The sequence below is a fragment of the Pseudoalteromonas sp. XMcav11-Q genome (assembly GCF_040104525.1).
Classification (GTDB): Bacteria; Pseudomonadota; Gammaproteobacteria; order Enterobacterales; family Alteromonadaceae; genus Pseudoalteromonas.
The window spans coordinates 626,315-645,278 of sequence record NZ_JBECOX010000001.1 but is presented as its reverse complement, the minus strand read 5'-3'; the positions used below and the strand labels follow the sequence as shown (position 1 = coordinate 645,278).

Below are 18,964 nucleotides of genomic sequence, written 5' to 3'. Positions count from 1 at the left end.
ATTAAATTAACACAATGGATGATAGTGATCAGTTAGCACCACCGAACATCAGGGACAGCGCGCTCCCTCGGTGGTATTTAACCTGAGGTTTTTTAGGTTATTGCATATATAGGCCGCCATTGAGCGACAGGGTTTCGCCAGTAATGTAACCGGCTGTATTTGATGCTAAGTAAGCAACTGCGGCTGCAACTTCGTCAGGCGTGGCTAAACGTTGCATCGGTACTTGTGCTTTTATGCTATTTAATACGTCTTCACGCATGGCGCTTACCATAGGCGTTTCCGTGTAGCCTGGCGCTACTGCATTGACGGTGACACCGCTTCTCGCACCTTCATAGGCTAGCGCTTTAGTAAACCCAATCATGCCCGCTTTCGCAGCGGAATAATTTGCCTGCCCAAATTGACCTTTTAGGCCATTAACGCTAGAGATATTAACGATACGACCTTGCTTATTAGCGCACATTGCCGCAAAGACAGGGTTGGTCATATTAAAAAGGGAATTTAGATTGGTGTTGATCACCTCGCTCCATTGCGCGTGGGTCATTTTTTTAAACGCTGAGTCGCGTGTGATCCCGGCATTGTTTACGAGTAAATCGATATTACCAAATTCTTGTAGGACCTGAATCATCGCTGCGTGGCATTGTTCAGCGTTAGTCACATCCAAGAATAAAGGTTTTACTGCAGCTGGATTTATTTGTAGCGTGTTAAGCCAGAGATCAAAGTCGGCCTCATTACGCCTTTCGCTTGCTATCGCTATAACAAAAAAATCTTTTTCAATGAGTGTTTTCGTAATAGCAGAACCAATCCCACCAAAGGCACCAGTTACCACTGCAATTTGCTTGTTTTCCATAACGCTCCCGCGAAAAAAAGAGGCTATACCAACATACTTCCTAGCCGAGTTAGCTTATCGAGTATTTTTGCTGGTATTTATGACAAATTGGTCGCGAGTTGATGTCAGTTTGAAGACAGCGGAAACGAAATTAGGAACGCACAACATAAATTTAATTAAGTTTTTTCCAGCTTTTCCGATATGTATAACAATCAGTGTCTATCCCAAGGAGTGAAAATGGATATTCAAATACATCAAGGTGGCTTATCACCGTTAAAGCAACTGGCTGAGTTGAAATCACAGGGCTCGGCTCAAGCTGCTTCAAACCAGTTAGAATCGCAATCCCAAAGCGATGTGGAGGAAAAGCAAGAGGTACCCGCGATGCTTTCCAAAGAACTCGATGACGAAGCGGCTGGTTATAAGGAAGATAACCCTGTATTTAAAGAGGATTATGAAAACTTAGAAAAGGCAATGGACCTCATTCAAGCGCAAATTCGTAAGCTCCAAGAGAGAATTAATAAGCTAATGCAGTCCCAAGAGCAGCGTTTTTTACGGGTCGAACAACTCCCAGACGCGACTAATGATGAGCAGCAAGCTTTAATCGAACATGTAGGCAGTAAAAAGTATCGTGACCAAACAAAAGTAGATGAAGTGAAAGTGCTTGAAGAGCAGCTCTCTGAATTTAAACAGCAAGAAGCGGAACTTCGCATCCAGATGTTAAAGATGATTTTAGCGGAGCGGGAGCGATTAGAGGAGCTTAAACGTAAAGGAAAACGGTAGAAATCAGATAAAGGTCATTAATAAATCATCAGAAATTCAAGAGAATTTTGCTGAAATTGTTACCTTACCCACTCTCATAAAATAATCTCTAACAGAAGAAAGTGAGTAATAAAAATGAAAATAAACATTGGTTTAGCGCTGTTGATGATATCAATGTCTGCTAAGAGTTATGCGCAGCTTATATCCGGTCCTTATCTTGGGCAAACACCACCTGGGGACACACCTCAAGTATTTGCGCTTGGCACGGTGTCAACAGAGCACAGAGATCACAATGCGTTTTTCTCTCCCGACATGAAAACTTTTTATTTTACGCGAAAGGACCTGAACGTGAACCGTTGGAGTTTAATTGCATACGAGCAGCGAGGTGAACAGTGGTATGAAACGACAGTAGGTCCAAGAGTTGGCAGGCCATTGCTAGCACCAGATGGCGAGACCATGCATATGGGTAAATATATTATGACGCGTCGAGAGGGGAGCTGGTCTGAAGCCAAAAGTCTTGGTCCTATGTTTGATAAAGAAAGCTGGGGGATCATGCGGTTAAGTGCATCTGCGAGTGGTACGTATGTGTTTGACGATTATAAAAGTGGCGATGTTATTAGGATCTCTGAGGTGAAAAATGGTCAACGGCAAAGACCGGTTAAATTAGGTCCTGAAATTAACACTGGCCTTTATAATGCACATCCATTTATCGCGCCCGATGATTCTTACATTATATGGGACGGGGTTCGAGATTCAGGGTTTGGTAACTCAGATCTTTATATCAGCTTTCGTTTGAAAGACGGTAGTTGGGGCGAAGCGGTTAATTTGGGAGACAAAGTGAATACGAGTGCGCGAGAGGCGTCAGCGAGTGTAACGCCCGATGGCAAATATCTGTTTTTTAACCGTACCACACCTTCAAGAGATGCTGAGATTTTTTGGGTTGATGCTCAGGTCATCGAAATGCTAAGACCTGCCAATTAATCTATTGGTATACAGAACACAGAGACTATTTTGGTGTGCGCTTTATTCTTTTCTTTAAGTTGGCCAGAGTAAGCTGCTCAACAATGTTATCTAAAAAGTGAGCTTGAGCTGCCGTGATGTTGAAGGGCAATGCTTTAAACCTAAACTCGTCACTAAATCCCTGGTCAATAGCCTGTTTGAAATAGTTCTGAGCCTTGTCATTTTGCTGATGGTAAAGGCTGATGAGGCCGAGGCTAAAGACCAATTCAGGGTCTTGGTTGCCGGTCTTTATCTGGTTGGCAATATCATTGGTATATTTACTTATTGATTGATGCTTAGCAGTGAGGAGTGCCAAGTATAATTGACTGAATAATGCGTATTTACTGTGCTTTTCAACCGTCAGCGCTAAAACATTGGTCGCTTTATCATGATGATTGTTACTTAGATAAGAAAGGGCTGTGAACCAGTTTAATGTCTGGGAATTTGGCGCGGCTTTGGCTAATAAATTAAGTTGTTGGATGGCTTGTTCATGCCGCGCTTGTTGCTGCAAAAACTGGACGTGTTCTAGTTGTATCCAAGGAGATGCCTTTACTTCAGGACTGGGGTTGACAAGTACCTTGTTAAACCAGTTGGCCATATGCATTTTGCGCAGGCAGTGGAGGTAGCTAGCAACTACTTTGGGTTCGCTGGGAGAAGCCTCATAAGCTTGGCGTGCTAGTGGGTATGCATCAATGGTATTGCCTTGCAAGAGATAGGTTTCGGCCAGATGTGACTTTAACAAGGGCCAATTAGGCGTATTTGCTACGGTGTCATTTAGAATTTTTTGCGCTTGTTGGTAATGCCCTTGAAGAGAATGGACTTGAGCCAAAAGCAGTTTTGCCGACGGACTATCGGGTGTTAAATTCAGTGCTTTTTCTGTATTGTTCCGGCTTTTTGTCAGCGCGTCTGCAACCTGATTATATAAATTATAGTCGCTCAATAATGCTCGACTCAATCCCTTATAACTCTCATCTACATCTTGTGATGTAGTGATGCTTTGCTGATACAGCGCTATCGCCCGTGAATTATCTTCTAAAGTTTGTTGGGTAAAGTGTTGCTGGGCGATGCTCAATGTTGCGTCATAGCTTGTTGAAGAAAATGGTGAGGTAAAAGGGGAGTGATATATACCAATAATGCACGCCAGAGCTAGGCCGATACTTCCGCCGGCTAGAGTCGTAAATCGCTTTACTGCTGGCGCTTGCGGTTTATGATTTATCTTATTAACGGTTGCACTAAAGCGGTATCCGAAGCTGCGTTCAGACACGATATATTCTGGTTTATTGGCATCGTCTTCAAGGAGCTTTCGTAGCCTTGCTATTTGTTTTTTAATCGCATCATGAGTCACGACTCGACCAAGCCAAACTTGTTGTTCTAATTGCTGGTGGCTCACAAGGTGAGGTGCATGCTCAATCAGGTTCAGCAACAATCTATGCGCGAGCGGTGTCAGTACATGAGATACATCGCGATGACTGATGGTGCGAGAAGATACATCAAAATCCCATTTTTGATTCAACTGATACTGCAAGTAATAAATCCTGTATTTTTTATTTTATTGATTTAAATGCTTTTAATTGTTCTGTCACGCAATGTCACCAAAGCCCACTGGCAAGCCAACATTAAATACGTAGAGTAAGACTCGTCATAACAATAAACAAGGATTTACATGAAAGCATTACCCCATTTACTGTTATTTTTATGCCTGTTTTCTATGCCCGCTCAGGCGACGACTCAACTGCAAAAACAACTAGATGACTATATCGCGCAGTATCACCAAATTAAAGAGTTTGATGGTGCCGCTTTGGTTGCTCGAGGATCTGAGGTGTTACTGCAGCAAGGTTATGGATTTGCCAATGTAGAGTGGCAAATAGCAAATCAACCCAACACTAAATTTAAGCTAGCATCAGTGACCAAGCAGTTTACGGCACTTTTGGTATTACAACAGGTTGAGAAAGGAAAGATTGAGCTTGATGCCAACATTTCCAGCTATTTACCCACATACCGAAAGGATACGGGAGGCCAAATTACCATAAGGCAGTTACTTAATCACACGTCAGGCTTACCAGATGTGTTTCAACACCCCGAATTTCGTCAGGTGCAAAGTCACAACCCTTATAATCGCGATGAGTTTATCGACCATTTTTGCTCAGGAGACTTGTTGTTTGAGCCGGGTTCTGCGTTTCGTTACAGCAATGCCGGCTACACTATACTTGGACGTATCCTTGAGCTTGTGAGTGGAAACAGCTACTGGCAACTACTTGAAAAGCAAATATTAGCACCGCTAGATATGAAAGAAACTGGATTTGCCGATCATAAGCAGGTAATTAAAGGCCTAGCGAATGGTTACGATACCACGTTAAAGGGGTTCAAACATGCCGATTTTATTGACATGACAGTGCCTTTTTCCGCGGGCGCAATGTATTCAACGGTGCAAGATATGTATAAGTGGGAGCGTGCATTATACACAGATAAACTATTAACGCCTGAAATCAAGAGATTGTTATTTACCCCTTCCAAACACAGAAATTACGGATTTGGCTGGGAAATCACCAACAAAGGAGATGACAGTCAAATTAAAACGCTGGTTCACCATGCCGGTGGAATCCCAGGGTTTGGGGCTAAGATTGCAAGAGTATTGGAGGACAAAACGGTTATTATTTTACTGGATAATACAGGCGGTGCACCATTGACACTGATGGTTGATGGCATACTTGAAATCCTTGCAGGTAAAGCTGCAGCATCGCCCAAGTTAAGTCCATATCGGCTGCTTTTTGCAACGATTTTATCTGACGGTGTTGAAGTTGCGATTAAAAGTTATCAGCACCAAGCTCGTACGGGGAAGGGATTAAGTGAGCGCCAACTAAATCGCTTTGGGTATCAATTATTGGAAGTCGGTTATTACGACGCCGCAATTGAATTTTTCAAATTGAATGTTGCGGCACACCCAAAAAGCGCGAATACCTATGACAGTCTCGCTGAGGCGTATCTGATTAAAGGAGATAAAACCAATGCACGTGTTACTTACCTGCAGCTATTGCAATTAGATAGTAACCATGAGGCGGCTAAGAGATTTGTAGAATCCGTCCTAAAGTGAGCGCTGCAATCAACTTTTGCTATGTCTGTTACCGAGCATTGTTTTTTTGATGATAGAGTGCCTCAATTATATAGCGCCTAGCCGTACCTAGGCTTAGGCGCTATTTATCCATTATGGCGGTATTTTAGAGCGTAAACTTGTCGACTTGCGACTTTAAGTCGTGGGCAAGTTTACTCATTTCATTACACGCCGTCGCGGTTTGGTTGGCGCCTTCGGTCATTTCAACAGCCGAGTAATTGATAGTCTCGATATTTTTGTTCAGCTCCTCTGAAACCACAGATTGCTGATGACAAGCTGACGCGATCTGTGTACTCATGGCTGCGATGCTATCAATTTGAGATTCAATTTGATGGATCATATTGCCGGCGACTTCTGATTGCTCAACGCAAAGTGCAATACCCTGCTCACAGCTCTTGGTTGCCACGCCGGTTTCCTTCGACTTGGTTTGTAGGTCATTGACAATTTCGACAATTTGCGTGGTTGAATCTTGGGTACGTTGGGCCAGTGAGCGGACTTCATCCGCAACAACAGCAAAACCACGTCCCTGAGCACCTGCACGAGCAGCTTCAATAGCAGCATTTAATGCTAATAGATTCGTTTGCTCCGCGATTTCTCTGATTACGTCAACAACCACATTAATGTTGTGTGAGTTTTTTTCGAGATTATTGGCAAGTTCACCTGCAGATGTGACTGTTTGTGCAACGTCTGAAATATGATTGATATTTGATTTAAGTGCGTCGCTGCCTTCTCTGGCTTTTTCACTTGCCTGATTTGCTGATTCAGCGCCCATTTCTGTACTTTTAGCCACTTCACTAATCGCCGCTTGCATCTGTGTCATCGCGGATGCGACGGATTGCAGCTCATTTTGCTGTACATTCATACCTTGTGCATTCTGGTAAGAAATGGCATTTACTTCTTCTACTGCCGCAGTTAATTGAATGGCTGAGTCATTGATCATGGTGATCAAGGCGTGTAACTGTGAACGCATTTTTTCTAAAGATTGGGTCAATAAACCGAGCTCGTTCTTACCTGTATCTTCAAGTGCAATTGCGTGATTTAGCTCGCCACGGGCTATCTTACTCGCAAGATCCACGGATAAAGCAAGCGGTGTCTTAATCGCTTTACTCAAAAGTATGCAGATAATGACTATGGTTACTGCAACGAGTAATCCAGAAATCGCTAAAGTAAATAGGGTGCTATTAACTGCTGATATAGCCGAGCGCTCAGAATTTTCAACACTGCTATCATTTAATGCTTCCAGTTCACTAAGCTCAGACATGGCGTTGGCAAACAGGGGGTAGCTATCCAAAATAATACGATTTGCTTCTTTTGCGTTGCCACTTAAGATAAGGCTTTCATAATGATAGGTCGCATTGACGTATCGCTGCCAAGCTTTAATAAATGCGTCGAATAACGCTTTTTCTTCTGTGCTGACCGGTAATGATTGATAAAATGCTATCTTGTCATTTAATGACTTCTTCAGATCTCTTAATATAGCGAGCCAGTTTTGTACCTCTGAGTCTTCAGGGTTTAATGCAGTACTAAACTCATCTTTACGTATCGTTGCTAAGTCAATTTTAATGTCTTTGATGGTTTCCATCGATGGAATACTGGTTCTGACTATGTCGTTCAGATTGGCGTTTACTTCTTTCATTCCTTGGTAGCTCATCAAGCCAACTCCAATGAAAATGACAAAAAGTAAGGTGAAACTTAACGTTATTTGGTTAGAAATAGATAGTTTTTTTAACTGCATTATTGAAGCTCAATGAATCCATGGATGATGATTGATATTTAAAGGGGCGGTATTGTATTTGAAAAGCAGGTGATATTAATAATTAAATGTTTTTTGCTAATGTTTGCAGTTTGTATTATTTGTTGATTATATTTTGTGTTTTAGATTTGTGATTTTTTAGCTGAAAGGTGGTGTGGTTTTTTATCCTCTTTTTGTGATTTTCTTTTCTAAAAAATGTCCGGTTTTTAACTTTGCCACATCACTTACTTTTTTGTTCAAAATCTTTACGTTATGGAGACTTATAAATAGCGTTGAAGGACAAAGTTGAGGTATGTAGCCTAAGTGAATTAAAATTCACCCTAAACTTAAGTTGTAAAAAACTGCATAATATTGATTTCGTTAACTCGTTATGAAGTAATAGAAGTGCTTGAGCTATTTAGACTTCATACCTTTTATCTCGTTGCCTAGTCATTTCATCAAGTACCATTTGGATCATCTGTTGCTTTATATCAGCATGCTGTGATTTAAGTTCATCAAGTTGTTGGGTTAAAATCTCAATTTCTTTTTCTGTTTCATTATCGCGATACTGTTTTGCGCCGGTATGCTCATATCTCAGGATATTTTCTTGTGTTGTTGGGATATCAGCATCGCTTACTGTGGATACTTTTATGGCTCGTTGTAGAGGTGTTTTTTTTAACTCGCTAATAAGCTGTTGTAAATGCTGGATTTGCTCTTTCATTAGGGCTTCTGACTGCTCTAACATTTCATATTGTTGCTTAAAATTTGGGTTGTTACCTTTGTATTTCTTTGCCTGTTTGTCCATAAACTCAGTCAATATGGCTTCATTTTTAGGTTTTTCTTCCGTTTCTTCTGTGGAATTACTCGTGGCAGTAGGTGTTTCGTTGTTTGCGTTTAGTGCGCCGGCAAAGTGATGTGGCTTCATTTGAATTTCCATAACGTTATCCTTGTTATCTCTATTTCTAACTGTATCGGAGTATTTCCTGATTTCTTTAGCTGTTTGGTTAATCCCCGCTAAGCTAACAAGGTTGGATATAAGGAGTCAGTGAAATGAAGGTATGGTTGGTTATTAGTATTTTGTTTTTTAGCTGTAATAGCTTAGCTAAATGTGAAGATCAAGGATTTAGACAGTTTGATTTTTGGCTTGGAGATTGGTCGGTAACGAGTGTAGGAGGCCTTGAGTCTGGGCGTAATCGCATTACCCGTGAGTATGATGGCTGTGTTATTAAAGAAAGTTATACCACCGAACTTGGGTATCGTGGTGAGAGTATCAATATTTATGATGCATCCACTCATCGTTGGCATCAAACTTGGGTGGATAATAGCGGACTGTTGTTACGGTTGGATGGTGAGTTTCATGAAGGGAAAATGGTATTACAAGGGGATAGGAAAAATGCAGCAGGTATTAAGGTGACGGATAAGATAACATGGACTGCGAACCCAGATGGTACGGTACGTCAGGTTTGGCTGAGTAAGCAAGGGGCTGAAAAGTGGCAAATAGTATTTGATGGATTGTACAAAAAGGAGACTGAAAAATGAGAAAACTGATTATTAGCTTTATGTGGTTTGTTAGCAGTATTTGCTATGCCCAATCGGAAACGATCACACAGCAAGCACTGATGGTAAATCAAATGTCAGCAGACGCTTACACCATAGTGGACGTACGAAGCCCTGAAGAGTTTGCCGCAGGACATATCAAAGGGGCAATAAACATTCCTTTTAACGAGATTGAGACGCATCAGGAAGAACTGACTAAATTGACTGATACACCACTCGTTGTGTACTGCCGCTCTGGGCGTAGGGCTGGCATCTTTATTGAGGCACTAGCGCCAAAAGGCTACACCTTAAAACACCTAGAAGGTGATATGAATAAGTGGCTGGCGAAGTCTTTACCTGTGGTGAAGAAATAGGGGCTCCCTACTTTTTGAGTAAATAGTAGCGGGTAAAAACAAAAGGTAAACGGCAAAGCTTAATAAGTTTTGGTCACTGCCACACTTGAATTGCGCTTCAAATAACGGCATATAACTAAAAAAGGGACTTGAAAGAGTTGGTAATATAAATGATAATCACTATCGTTTTCATAATGCAGTTAATTTAGGGAAAAACGATGTGCTCTTCATCTTCACGTACAATAAATAATTCTTTAAAACTCTCTCTTTGCGCCACTTTTGTGCTGTTCTCACTACACGGCAATGCACATGCCGCTGAAGTTGCTGATGATACGTTAGCTGCTGATGCCGCGGGTGATGGTAGGGCTCAAGAACTAGAGCATATTTATGTGACTGGTACGAGTGTAAAAAATTACACCGAGTCTTCGAACAAAGCGGCATTAAAAATGATTTTATCACAGCGTGAGACGCCTCAAGCGGTGACCGTTATCACAAATCAAATGATGCAAGATTGGCAGACGGTTAACATTGATGAGATCTTGGAACATGCAACGGGCTTTTATGCAAAGCGGGGAGCCAGTCTTGATAGGACACGTTTTTCTGTACGTGGCGGTGATGTCAATTTAATCCAAATAGACGGTGTGCAACAGTTCCCAGGTGGCCGAAGACCAAATGTAAATGGTGATGCGGTTGCTTATGAGCGTGTTGAGATTGTACGTGGTGCAAATGGTTTATTAACTGGCGTTGGTGACCCAACCGCGACCGTAAACTTAGTAAGAAAACGTGCAACAAGCGATGAGTTTAAGGGCAGTGTGGCGGTTTCGGCTGGTAGTTGGGATAATTACCGCGCAGAGGTGGATGTGGCGAGTGGGTTAAACCAAGAGGGCAGTATTCGCGGCCGCTTTGTTGCTGCACATTATGAAAGAGATTCCTACATTGAGCGTTATAGCCAGGAGAAAACGTCTATATATTCTACTGTTGAGGCTGATCTGACCGATTACACCTTATTGCGACTCGGTGTGGAATATGCTGATACTGCTTCAAAAGGGGCGATAAATAGCCACTCTCAACCTTACTTTTACGCTGATGGTAGTCGCTATCAGGGACGCCGTGGTGACACCGGGATGACGGCAAAATGGAGTAGCTGGCCAATCGAAGAATACACCTATTTTGTTGGGCTTGATCACGCGTTTGAAAACGATTGGCAACTCCATGCCATCGCGACTTACAATACCATTGAGATGCAAGGTGGGCAGCTCTTTTTCGTTTATCCTGATGGGCCTATTAACCCAGATGGCAGCAGCGATAATGGATTCGGTTACAGTGCTGTAATAAGTAGCTCTGAAGATGAACAAAAGACAATTGATTTGTCACTGCAAGGGCCGGTTGAGTTATTTGGTCGTACGCATGATGTCATTTTCAGCTATAACCAATTCAAGCGGGAGCGTACGTCATTTGGTAATGAAGCCGACCAGACTACTATTTCATTAGAAGGGTTAAATTTTCACGATTGGACAGGTGACGTGCCGCGCTATCCATTTAAAGATTTAGGCCGTGATAGTTTGACGGTAACAGACTCTAATGGTGGATTTGTGGCCGTGCGTGTTAACCCGCATGATGATGTTAAACTTATTGTTGGCGCTAGGATCACCAATTGGGAGTACGATATTGACCTCTATGATCCTAATAACGGTAAGTTTCTTCGTAACCGCTATCATGAAAAGGTGGATACAGAAGTCACACCTTATGCCGGGCTCGTGGTTGATATTAATGAGCAATATAGTGTTTACGCGAGCTACACAGAGGCATTTCAGCCGCAAGCCTACTTTGATATCAATGATAAAATGCTCGACCCAAGCACCGGCGAAAGCTATGAGCTCGGGGTAAAAGGTGAGTTACTTGATGACACCTTGAACTTTACGGCGGCGGTGTATCGTAATGTTGAAAATGGGCTTGCGATTGTCGATCCAAACTACCCAGACAGCTATCTAACTCCGCAGGGCAATAGGCCATATATTCAGCGCGGTGAAGGCGATACGACAGAAGGCTTTGAAGTTGAATTTACAGGCTCTATCAATGAGCAGTGGAATATCAGCTTAGGGCTATCAAAACACAAAACTGAATCAAAAGATGGCAAAGAGCTGTTAACGGATCAGCCCAAAGAGCTCATAAACCTGTATACCACCTATGACTTTAGCGAGTTTGTTGACGGCTTGACTGCGGGGCTTGGAATTAATTGGCAAGGTAGTTTTTATGCAATACCACAAAGGCCATTGCCGGGCGGCGGTAGCGAGGCGTATAAGATCACACAATCTTCCGGAGCGTTACTTAATTTAATGGCAAGATATGAAGTGAGTGAACAGCTTAGTGTGTCGCTTAACTTCAACAACCTACTGGATGAAAGTTACTACAACAGTATTTCATCTTGGGACGGCTATGTAATGCACGGCGAACCGTTCAATTGGCAATTAGGGATGCGCTATAGCTTTTAGTGAGTCAACCTAAGCTTGGGTGACTTAAGCTTAAAATACGGAGTGCACCGCCGAGGCGGTGCATTTTTTTGCCTTAAATTTTTTTGCTTCAACATAATAAGCAAATTGGCATTAGATTTTGCATTGTTCCGCAACTCCGTTATTATATGAATTATATATGATATGTATATGGTTTATATAAATGGGTATCGTAAAAATTTCAGATGAACTACACGATGAGATCCGTGAAGCAAGCACTGTGATGTCGCGCTCAATCAATTCACAGGCTGAGTTCTGGATTAAAATTGGGCGACTTGCCGAGCGCAATCCAACGCTTACGTTTACAGAGATCATTACGGCAGAAATGACGCGAGTGAAGTCACAACAGCTAAAAGGAAATTGAGATGCAAGAGGTTACCTTCAAAACCGCTGATGAGATCCAATTGATGCGCGAAAGTGGGCGATTGCTTACGCAGGTGTTTGACTACATTGATAGTTGGATTGAACCCGGAATTTCTACGCTAGAGATTAATGATAAAGTGCACAACTTTATTGTTGATGAGCTTAAAGCGCGTCCTGCCAGCCTTGGTCAATATGGTTATCAGTTCGTCCTCAATAGCTCTGTAAACGAGGTTGTGTGCCATGGTGTGCCGAGTAAATCACAAATCTTAAAGTCTTCAGATATTGTAAACATCGATATTACGCTTGAGAAAAATGGCTTTATCAGCGACTCCAGCAAAATGTACGTGATGCCAGACGCATTACTCCCAGCCAAAAAGTTAGTGGCAACGACTTACCAAGCGATGTGGGCTGGAATAAAAATGGTTAAACCTGGAGCAAAGCTTGGGGATATCGGTTCGGCTGTACAGCAAGTGGCTGAAAAAGCCGGCTACACTGTGGTACGCGAGTATTGTGGTCATGGGATCGGTAGAGAAATGCATGAAGCGCCAAATGTATTGCACTATGGCAAAGCAAATACCGGGATGACGCTAAAGCCGGGGATGACCTTTACCATTGAGCCGATGATCAATCAGGGTAGCGCAAAAATTAAAACCAAAAAAGATGGCTGGACTGTGGTAACCCGAGATAAAAAGCTATCGGCGCAGTGGGAGCATACTGTGTTGGTAACAGATGACGGCGTTGAAGTGTTAACCCTAAGAGCGGAAGAAGCGTAAGCAGTGCTGGACTTACGCTTTTTTTAACATCAAGTGGGTATAACGACCTAGAGACGCATAGGGCTCTTGGCGATTGTATTTAAGCTCTAAGGCGAGCAAAGCGTCAAAATCTTCATCCGCCTTACTCAACTCCCTTAAATAGTCATGAAAACAGCGAACACCGGTTTTTTGCATAACGCTGAGTTTTGCCTTATCAAGCCAAGTTGCCATGTCAGTTTGGCTAATTGGTTTATTGGGACTGAGACCTACTTTTTGCTTTACCTTAAGGCCTTTTTGCACATAGTCGAAGTTACCGTACACCATATTGGCCATCAGATGCGCCTCATGGTTGAAATACATGAGTGAAAGCAAGCCAGTTTCGCTCAGCTGCGACTTTAGCAGCATAAGCGCACTTTGTTGCTCAACCAGCCATTCAAGCACCGCATGGCACAATACTAAGTCGAATTGTCCTAAGTTCAGCGTATCGAGCGCTTGCAGGGGCGCGTGGATAAAATGCAGCAGATCATTTAGTCCGGCTTCATGCGCGCGCGTTTTGGCAAGTTCAAGCATCTCTTCTGAAATATCAATCACAGTGACATGGTGGCCAAGCGATGCTAGAAAGAGCGCCAATTGCCCTTGTCCGCCGCCAACATCTAATATGCGTTTGCCACTTGATTGCGTTAACCAGTCAACTTGTGCGCTCAAGTCACGCTTGAGCACTGCTTCTCTGATTTTGCCTTTATTGGTGCCATAGATATTGTTTTTAAACTTGTACGTTAGTTCAGCAAAGTTTTTATCTGTCGGTGCCGGTTTTTGTTGCTGCTTTTTTCTAGCCATATGCGAGATCACTTAGTTAAGCAAAGTGGTATTAAACCGGGTTGTCGATATCAATAAATTCAACATCCAAACCATACTGTGCTGCCAAATATTCACCAAGTGCCTTCGCGCCGTAACGCTCTGTGGCATGATGTCCAGCCGCGATAAAGTGGATCTGTTGTTCGTTTGATGAATGAATGGTTTGCTCTGATGCTTCACCCGTTAAGTAGGCATCAATGCCTTGGCTTGCCGCGAGATCAATAAAGCTTTGCCCGCCACCGGTACACCAAGCAATGGTGCTGATTGGATGATCGCCAGCAACATTTAAGAGCGGCTTTCTACCGAGTTTTTCTTCAACTAAAGCGGCAAAATCAACAGCAGTCATTGGCGTCGTTAATTTACCTTTTACCGCTACGCTATTTTTATTCCAAGGTTCAAGCGGTCTTTCATATTCAAGCCCAAGTAGCTTACCGAGCTGTGCGTTATTCCCGAGTTCAGGATGAACATCCAGTGGAAGGTGGTAAGCGATTAAGTTGATGTCATTGGCAAGCAGGGCTTGTAGGCGGCGCTTTTTCATGCCCGTAACACATTGATCTTCCCCTTTCCAAAAATAGCCGTGGTGAACCAAAATGGCATCTGCACCTCGTTCAATAGCGGCATCAATTAAAGCTTGGCTTGCGGTAACACCCGTGACGATTTTTTGGATTTCGTCTGTTCCTTCCACTTGCAGACCATTTGGACAGTAATCGCTAATTTGAAATGGCTTTAGTAATTCCGTTAATTGATTCACTAATTTGGTTCGTTTCATAACACCCCCTAACTCTTAGATAGCGCTAGTTTAACTGGTTTTACGATAGATCAAAAAGGGAGAATATCGTGGGGGTGGAAAAGAAAAATGAGCCGCTCGTCCATGAGTGAGCTCATTGGGCTAGTAACTGGTTTGTTATTAAGGGTTTGTCACCTCGACGTCTTGTCCTGTTTGCAGGCGCTCAGCACCGCGAACGGCGACTCTATCACCGGCATGTAAGATATCGCTGGTGCGGGGAGTAATTTCCACCCATTGGCCTTTGCCATTGCCGACGGTGACAGGAATTTGTTCGGCTTTATTTTGCTCATCTATTTTGACGATATGGGTGCCTTGTTTACGTAATATTAAGGCGTCCCGGTCAACCAGCAATACGGCTTGTTTGCTGGTGAGCGGCACCGCTACATCAACTAATTGACCAATTGCCCACCTATGGGTTTGATCTGCTGCGAGTGTTGCACGCACTTCAACGGTTTGTGAGCGCGGATCGGTTGAGGGGATCACCGCTGTGACTTTTGCTGACGTGTTATCTGGCTGCGATAAATCACCAGAACGGATTGGCAGCGTTATGCCTTTTTGCAAAAACTTCAAGTACTTAACGGGCACATATAAGCGAACCTCAAGATGATGGATATCTAATATGGTGAGCAGTTCATCGGCGCGGTTTATTTCTCGACCCGCGCGCTTAAAACGTTCACTGATAACGCCATCAAATGGTGCACGGACCGTTGCGCGAGTCAACTTATCGTCAATAACCTTAAGTTCGACTTCTGCTAAGGCGATATCCGACAGCGCTAGGTCATGTTTATTTTGCATTTCATCGACTTGACTCTCTGCCGCACTGCTGGCTTTTGCGAGCTTCTTTAATCGAGTCAATTCTTGTTGATATAAGCGTAAATTGATCTTGGCTCGATTTAATAATTCGGCTTGGCGGGCCTTATCGAGTTCCAGCGGAAGTGTGTCCATACGTACTAAGATTTCGTCTTTTGCGACACTGGTACCGGGTTCTGCTACGTACAACAAACGGCCACTAACTCCGGCGGTCAGCGTCACGTCGTCTTTCCCATACAGTGTGCCACTAACTTCAATTTCGCTCGTGAGAGGGGCTTTTGTCACTTCTGCGACGGTGACTGGCACCACGGCGATGGCTTGTGGCGCAACGATCCCAGCACATAGTGCTAGGGCCTGAAGTGTCTGTTTTATCGGGTTTTTCATTCTGTTCTCACTACTTACTGATTGGCAACTAGGCTGAGCGGGGCTTTGGCCGTTGATTTGTTTGTTTCGGATGGCGGAGTTTGCCGCCCAAGTTGCAATAAACTCGGCATCAACACTAAGGTAAATAAAGCACTGATAGCCATACCACCGACGATGACAGTCGCAAGGCCGCGGTAGATTTCTGAGCCTACGCCTGGCATGAGCATGAGTGGCAGCATGCCAAACAGACTGGTTAAGGTGCTCAAGTAAACGGGCCTTGCTCTTAGTAACACCGCTTGTCTGACCGATGCTTCACGGCTCATACCTGATGCCATCGCAACGCGAGTCTGATCCACCAGCAAAATGGCATTATTAACGACCAGCCCAAGCAAGATGATAAAGCCTATCATGGTCAGTAAATCCAAGGACTGGAAGGTAAAGAGGTTTAAGATATACAGAGCCAGCACGCCACCTGCGATAGCCAGTGGCATCACTAACAATACCAAGGCGCTGTCTTTGGCGGACTTGAACAGCGCGGTCATTAACAAGAACAAAATGAACAACGCGAGGACAAAATTCAACGCCATTTCTTCCATTGCGGAATTCATCTTTTGTGCATTTCCCGCCAAAATAGCACCCGCACTGGCCGGTAGGCTTGCGCGCACTTTTGGCATCACCTGTTCACTCAAGATGGTTTGCACTTGCTGCAGGCTCATATCAGCCGGAGGCGTGACAACAATGCTGACCGTGCGACGACCATTAACACGCCGCAGTTGCGTCGGGCCAACTGTACGTTCTATATTTGCCAACTCGCCGAGAGTTTGAATTCCTGACTGAGGGGTTACGATAGGCAAGGCTTTTAGTTCCTCAGGGCTTTGCCAAGGGATACCACGAAGAATAACGTTCATACGCTCGTTACCATCAAAATACTCATTGACGAATAATCCACCGGTATAAGCTTGTACCGCTTGAGATACATCTCGACGCGTTAATCCCGCTTGGGTGATCCGACGATCGTTAGGCGTTAATCTAAGCTCTGGCTCTGCCATATCCAATCGCGGCTGAGGTCTGGCCGTTGCCTCAGGGAGTGCGGTTTGCACAGCTTGTAGAGCCACTTGAGCAGCTGAGATTAAGTCGTTCATATTGGGACCTGTAAGGTCAATATTGATATCGCGACCATCGCCGCCATTGGCGACTTGGATCATGGAGCCGCGAAAGAAAAATACTTGAGTATCGGGAAGGTCAACGAAGATTTCTTCTCTGGCCACTTTCATCAGTTCTTCAACACGTTGAGGGTCGGCTGAATAGATAAAACCGCCAGCATTAGAGCCAAACGCATAGAAATTAAAGTCTTTAATACCAGGTTCTTTTTCGCCTTGGTAATAGGGCATTAAGCGTTTTTTCACGCGCAGCAGCAATTCTTCTTCCATAAACTGTACGTTGCCACCAGGTGGTGTCACTAGGTTAAAGAAAAAGCCATCGGTGGGGGCTCTTGGCATAAAGTCAGTTTTTGGCAGCATGGTCATGGTTGCAACCACCGAGCCACCCAGTAATACGCCAATCCAAGTAAGTTGCTTTACTCTGTTATTGGTCAACTTCATGATGAAGTTGGTGAGCTTTTGCCAGTATTGATGATAAGGATCTGGTTTTAGTTCAGAGTCTGGCCACAAATGATTTGCCAGTGGAATAAGGGTAATCGCACACAACATTGACGCAATAACGGCAATCGAGAGTGTCAGTGCTAAATCGGAGAATAACTGCCCCTCAATACCCGCCATAAAGAGAATTGGTAAAAAGATGGCGACGCTGGTGGTTGTCGACGCAAATAAAGCACCGGTCACTTGTGCAGCCCCCTTTAAAGCAGCTTTTTTGTTGCCGAACCCTTCAGCTCTTAAGCGTGAGATATTCTCTTGGACTATGATTGCTGCGTCTAGTACAAGGCCTACTGCAAATGCCAATCCCGCCAACGAGATTACATTAAGGCTACGGTTAAAGATATTAAGTGCGAGAAAGGCGACCATCAATGAAATGGGGATTGTAGCTGCAATCACCAAGGTTGCTTTTAAGCCTCTAAAAAATAGCCACAGAATTAAACAAGATAAGAGTACCCCAAGGCCTAAGTTACTTTTTACTAAAGAAAGTGCATTTCGAATGTGGACGGAGGCATCAAAGCTGAGCTCAATCGATAAGCCATTTTCAGCCAGCGGCCCTTGGTTTAATTCATCAATTGCAAGGTTGATTTCATCAAGCAAGGCAACGGTATTTGCTTCGTTGGCCCGAGAGAGCCGAATATAATAGGCCGGTTTACCATTGCGGCCACTCATGCCCAAACGGTCTGAAAAGGTGCGCTCAACACTTGCAATATCACCTAAGTAGATTGGCCTGTCCCCAGAGTAGCCGACACGCATTTGAGCCATACTGGAAAGGTCATATTGGCCAGTGAATCGCACGGTATATTGACGACGCCCAACGTTGGCAAGACCTCCAGAAGTATCGCGAGAGCTTGCAAGTACATTACTGATTTGATCTAAACTAATACCAAGCGCGGCGGCTTTGTGCGGATCGAAAGTAATACGCAGCTCTTTTGGCCGCTCACTCGCTAGATCGACACGTGCCACGCCGGGAATTCGTGCAAGTCTTGGTTCAATAAACTCGTCGATTTGCTTTTGAAACTGCGCCATATCAAAATCGAGACTATTTGCCTGATAGTCTTTGGGCGTGACCAACAAAGTGGCTGCTGCTTCACCGTTATTACCGCCGGCGAATACGACTGGGTCTAGCGCATCAAGTGGCAACGGTGGGGCTTGATTTAAGCTTGTTAGCACATCTAGCATCGCTTGTTGCATATTTGCACCCACCGCAAATGTTAGCGTAATAGAGCCATTACCACGATTGATGTTGGTATTAACCTCAAGTGCGCCAGGTGTGTTTTTTACCGCATTTTCTAGCGGTTCGATGATCACTGATTCTATTTCTTCTGGGGCGGCTTGGCGCCATCCCGAGAAAATCGTGATCTGTGGTTGCTCAATATCTGGCGTCAACTGAATGGGCAGTTTAAATATACTTAACAGCCCAAATAAAATAATCAACACCAAGATGACAATTACACTCGCTGGGTTTTTTAGCGAACTGCGTGTCACATTCATCGGTACGTTTCCAATCTTGCTTTTTCTGCATTGTAGTGTGATGTAAAAAAAGTGCCAGTAAGGT

At 43.9% G+C, this 18,964-nt stretch carries 16 protein-coding genes; 8 read left to right on the top strand and 8 right to left on the bottom strand.

Annotated elements, in window-relative coordinates; all coding sequences use genetic code 11:
* Positions 1-97: 97 nt before the first annotated feature.
* Positions 98-847 (bottom strand): SDR family oxidoreductase, encoded by a 750-nt coding sequence (locus ABMY45_RS03075; RefSeq protein ID WP_349288369.1) that lies wholly within the window; start codon positions 845-847, stop codon positions 98-100.
* Positions 848-1,063: 216 nt separating this feature from the next.
* Here ABMY45_RS03075 and ABMY45_RS03070 point away from each other — a divergent pair, with 216 nt between their 5' ends.
* Positions 1,064-1,606 (top strand): hypothetical protein, encoded by a 543-nt coding sequence (locus ABMY45_RS03070; RefSeq protein ID WP_010606555.1) that lies wholly within the window; start codon positions 1,064-1,066, stop codon positions 1,604-1,606.
* A gap of 114 nt (positions 1,607-1,720) precedes the next feature.
* Positions 1,721-2,566, top strand: a complete 846-nt coding sequence (locus ABMY45_RS03065) for a hypothetical protein (RefSeq protein WP_349288368.1) — start codon at positions 1,721-1,723, stop codon at positions 2,564-2,566.
* Between the two features lie 25 nt (positions 2,567-2,591).
* On the opposite strand, the gene ABMY45_RS03060 is transcribed toward ABMY45_RS03065, so the two are convergent.
* Positions 2,592-4,109, bottom strand: coding sequence for a tetratricopeptide repeat protein (locus tag ABMY45_RS03060; protein ID WP_349288367.1), 1,518 nt, complete (start codon positions 4,107-4,109; stop codon positions 2,592-2,594).
* 138 nt (positions 4,110-4,247) lie between these two features.
* Here ABMY45_RS03060 and ABMY45_RS03055 point away from each other — a divergent pair, with 138 nt between their 5' ends.
* Entirely contained in the window at positions 4,248-5,675 is a 1,428-nt protein-coding gene (locus tag ABMY45_RS03055) for a serine hydrolase domain-containing protein (protein WP_349288366.1), read from the top strand.
* Between the two features lie 124 nt (positions 5,676-5,799).
* Here ABMY45_RS03055 and ABMY45_RS03050 read toward each other — a convergent pair whose 3' ends face one another.
* Both ABMY45_RS03050 and ABMY45_RS03045 read right to left on the bottom strand, forming a co-directional pair.
* The gene (locus tag ABMY45_RS03050) at positions 5,800-7,428 is read right to left on the bottom strand and encodes a methyl-accepting chemotaxis protein (RefSeq protein WP_349288365.1); all 1,629 of its coding nucleotides are present in this window, start codon (positions 7,426-7,428) and stop codon (positions 5,800-5,802) included.
* Between the two features lie 415 nt (positions 7,429-7,843).
* Positions 7,844-8,362, bottom strand: coding sequence for a hypothetical protein (locus ABMY45_RS03045; protein WP_349288364.1), 519 nt, complete (start codon positions 8,360-8,362; stop codon positions 7,844-7,846).
* A gap of 113 nt (positions 8,363-8,475) precedes the next feature.
* On the opposite strand from ABMY45_RS03045, the gene ABMY45_RS03040 reads away from it, so the two are divergent.
* The 5 genes from ABMY45_RS03040 to map all read left to right on the top strand — a co-directional run bounded on the left by ABMY45_RS03040 (position 8,476) and on the right by map (position 12,960).
* A complete protein-coding gene (locus tag ABMY45_RS03040) occupies positions 8,476-8,964 on the top strand; it encodes a hypothetical protein (protein ID WP_102057258.1) in 489 nt (162 codons plus the stop codon).
* The gene (locus ABMY45_RS03035; protein ID WP_102057257.1) at positions 8,961-9,335 is read left to right on the top strand and encodes a rhodanese-like domain-containing protein; all 375 of its coding nucleotides are present in this window, start codon (positions 8,961-8,963) and stop codon (positions 9,333-9,335) included. The genes ABMY45_RS03040 and ABMY45_RS03035 overlap by 4 nt, the downstream gene beginning before the upstream one ends.
* 197 nt (positions 9,336-9,532) lie before the next feature.
* A complete protein-coding gene (locus ABMY45_RS03030; protein ID WP_102057256.1) occupies positions 9,533-11,806 on the top strand; it encodes a TonB-dependent siderophore receptor in 2,274 nt (757 codons plus the stop codon).
* 181 nt (positions 11,807-11,987) lie between these two features.
* Positions 11,988-12,188 carry a ParD-like family protein gene (locus ABMY45_RS03025; RefSeq protein ID WP_239982081.1) on the top strand — a complete coding sequence of 67 codons (201 nt, stop codon included), beginning with the start codon at positions 11,988-11,990 and terminating at the stop codon, positions 12,186-12,188.
* Between the two features lies 1 nt (position 12,189).
* Positions 12,190-12,960 carry a type I methionyl aminopeptidase gene (map, locus tag ABMY45_RS03020; RefSeq protein ID WP_174169944.1) on the top strand — a complete coding sequence of 257 codons (771 nt, stop codon included), beginning with the start codon at positions 12,190-12,192 and terminating at the stop codon, positions 12,958-12,960.
* A 12-nt stretch (positions 12,961-12,972) separates the two neighbouring features.
* Here the strand turns inward: map and ABMY45_RS03015 are convergent, their stop codons facing one another.
* From ABMY45_RS03015 to ABMY45_RS03000, 4 genes are all read right to left on the bottom strand, one after another.
* On the bottom strand, positions 12,973-13,776 hold the full coding sequence (locus tag ABMY45_RS03015; protein ID WP_349288363.1) for a methyltransferase domain-containing protein: 804 nt from the start codon (positions 13,774-13,776) through the stop codon (positions 12,973-12,975).
* A 31-nt stretch (positions 13,777-13,807) separates the two neighbouring features.
* Complete coding sequence (locus tag ABMY45_RS03010; RefSeq protein ID WP_237115855.1) at positions 13,808-14,563, bottom strand: Nif3-like dinuclear metal center hexameric protein; 756 nt, start codon at positions 14,561-14,563, stop codon at positions 13,808-13,810.
* Positions 14,564-14,701: 138 nt separating this feature from the next.
* The gene (locus ABMY45_RS03005; RefSeq protein WP_349288362.1) at positions 14,702-15,775 is read right to left on the bottom strand and encodes an efflux RND transporter periplasmic adaptor subunit; all 1,074 of its coding nucleotides are present in this window, start codon (positions 15,773-15,775) and stop codon (positions 14,702-14,704) included.
* Positions 15,776-15,789: 14 nt separating this feature from the next.
* A complete protein-coding gene (locus ABMY45_RS03000; RefSeq protein WP_349288361.1) occupies positions 15,790-18,900 on the bottom strand; it encodes an efflux RND transporter permease subunit in 3,111 nt (1,036 codons plus the stop codon).
* Positions 18,901-18,964 lie beyond the last annotated feature (64 nt).

What these genes read in the sequence shown, in the direction of transcription:
- ABMY45_RS03075 (WP_349288369.1), bottom strand. Translation starts at nt 847, where the DNA reads ATGGAAAACAAGCAAATTGCAGTGGTAACTGGTGCCTTTGGTGGGATT.
- ABMY45_RS03070 (WP_010606555.1), top strand. Translation starts at nt 1,064, where the DNA reads ATGGATATTCAAATACATCAAGGTGGCTTATCACCGTTAAAGCAACTG.
- ABMY45_RS03065 (WP_349288368.1), top strand. Translation starts at nt 1,721, where the DNA reads ATGAAAATAAACATTGGTTTAGCGCTGTTGATGATATCAATGTCTGCT.
- ABMY45_RS03055 (WP_349288366.1), top strand. Translation starts at nt 4,248, where the DNA reads ATGAAAGCATTACCCCATTTACTGTTATTTTTATGCCTGTTTTCTATG.
- ABMY45_RS03050 (WP_349288365.1), bottom strand. Translation starts at nt 7,428, where the DNA reads ATGCAGTTAAAAAAACTATCTATTTCTAACCAAATAACGTTAAGTTTC.
- ABMY45_RS03045 (WP_349288364.1), bottom strand. Translation starts at nt 8,362, where the DNA reads ATGGAAATTCAAATGAAGCCACATCACTTTGCCGGCGCACTAAACGCA.
- ABMY45_RS03040 (WP_102057258.1), top strand. Translation starts at nt 8,476, where the DNA reads ATGAAGGTATGGTTGGTTATTAGTATTTTGTTTTTTAGCTGTAATAGC.
- ABMY45_RS03035 (WP_102057257.1), top strand. Translation starts at nt 8,961, where the DNA reads ATGAGAAAACTGATTATTAGCTTTATGTGGTTTGTTAGCAGTATTTGC.
- ABMY45_RS03030 (WP_102057256.1), top strand. Translation starts at nt 9,533, where the DNA reads ATGTGCTCTTCATCTTCACGTACAATAAATAATTCTTTAAAACTCTCT.
- ABMY45_RS03025 (WP_239982081.1), top strand. Translation starts at nt 11,988, where the DNA reads ATGGGTATCGTAAAAATTTCAGATGAACTACACGATGAGATCCGTGAA.
- map (WP_174169944.1), top strand. Translation starts at nt 12,190, where the DNA reads ATGCAAGAGGTTACCTTCAAAACCGCTGATGAGATCCAATTGATGCGC.
- ABMY45_RS03015 (WP_349288363.1), bottom strand. Translation starts at nt 13,776, where the DNA reads ATGGCTAGAAAAAAGCAGCAACAAAAACCGGCACCGACAGATAAAAAC.
- ABMY45_RS03010 (WP_237115855.1), bottom strand. Translation starts at nt 14,563, where the DNA reads ATGAAACGAACCAAATTAGTGAATCAATTAACGGAATTACTAAAGCCA.
- ABMY45_RS03005 (WP_349288362.1), bottom strand. Translation starts at nt 15,775, where the DNA reads ATGAAAAACCCGATAAAACAGACACTTCAGGCCCTAGCACTATGTGCT.
- ABMY45_RS03000 (WP_349288361.1), bottom strand. Translation starts at nt 18,900, where the DNA reads ATGAATGTGACACGCAGTTCGCTAAAAAACCCAGCGAGTGTAATTGTC.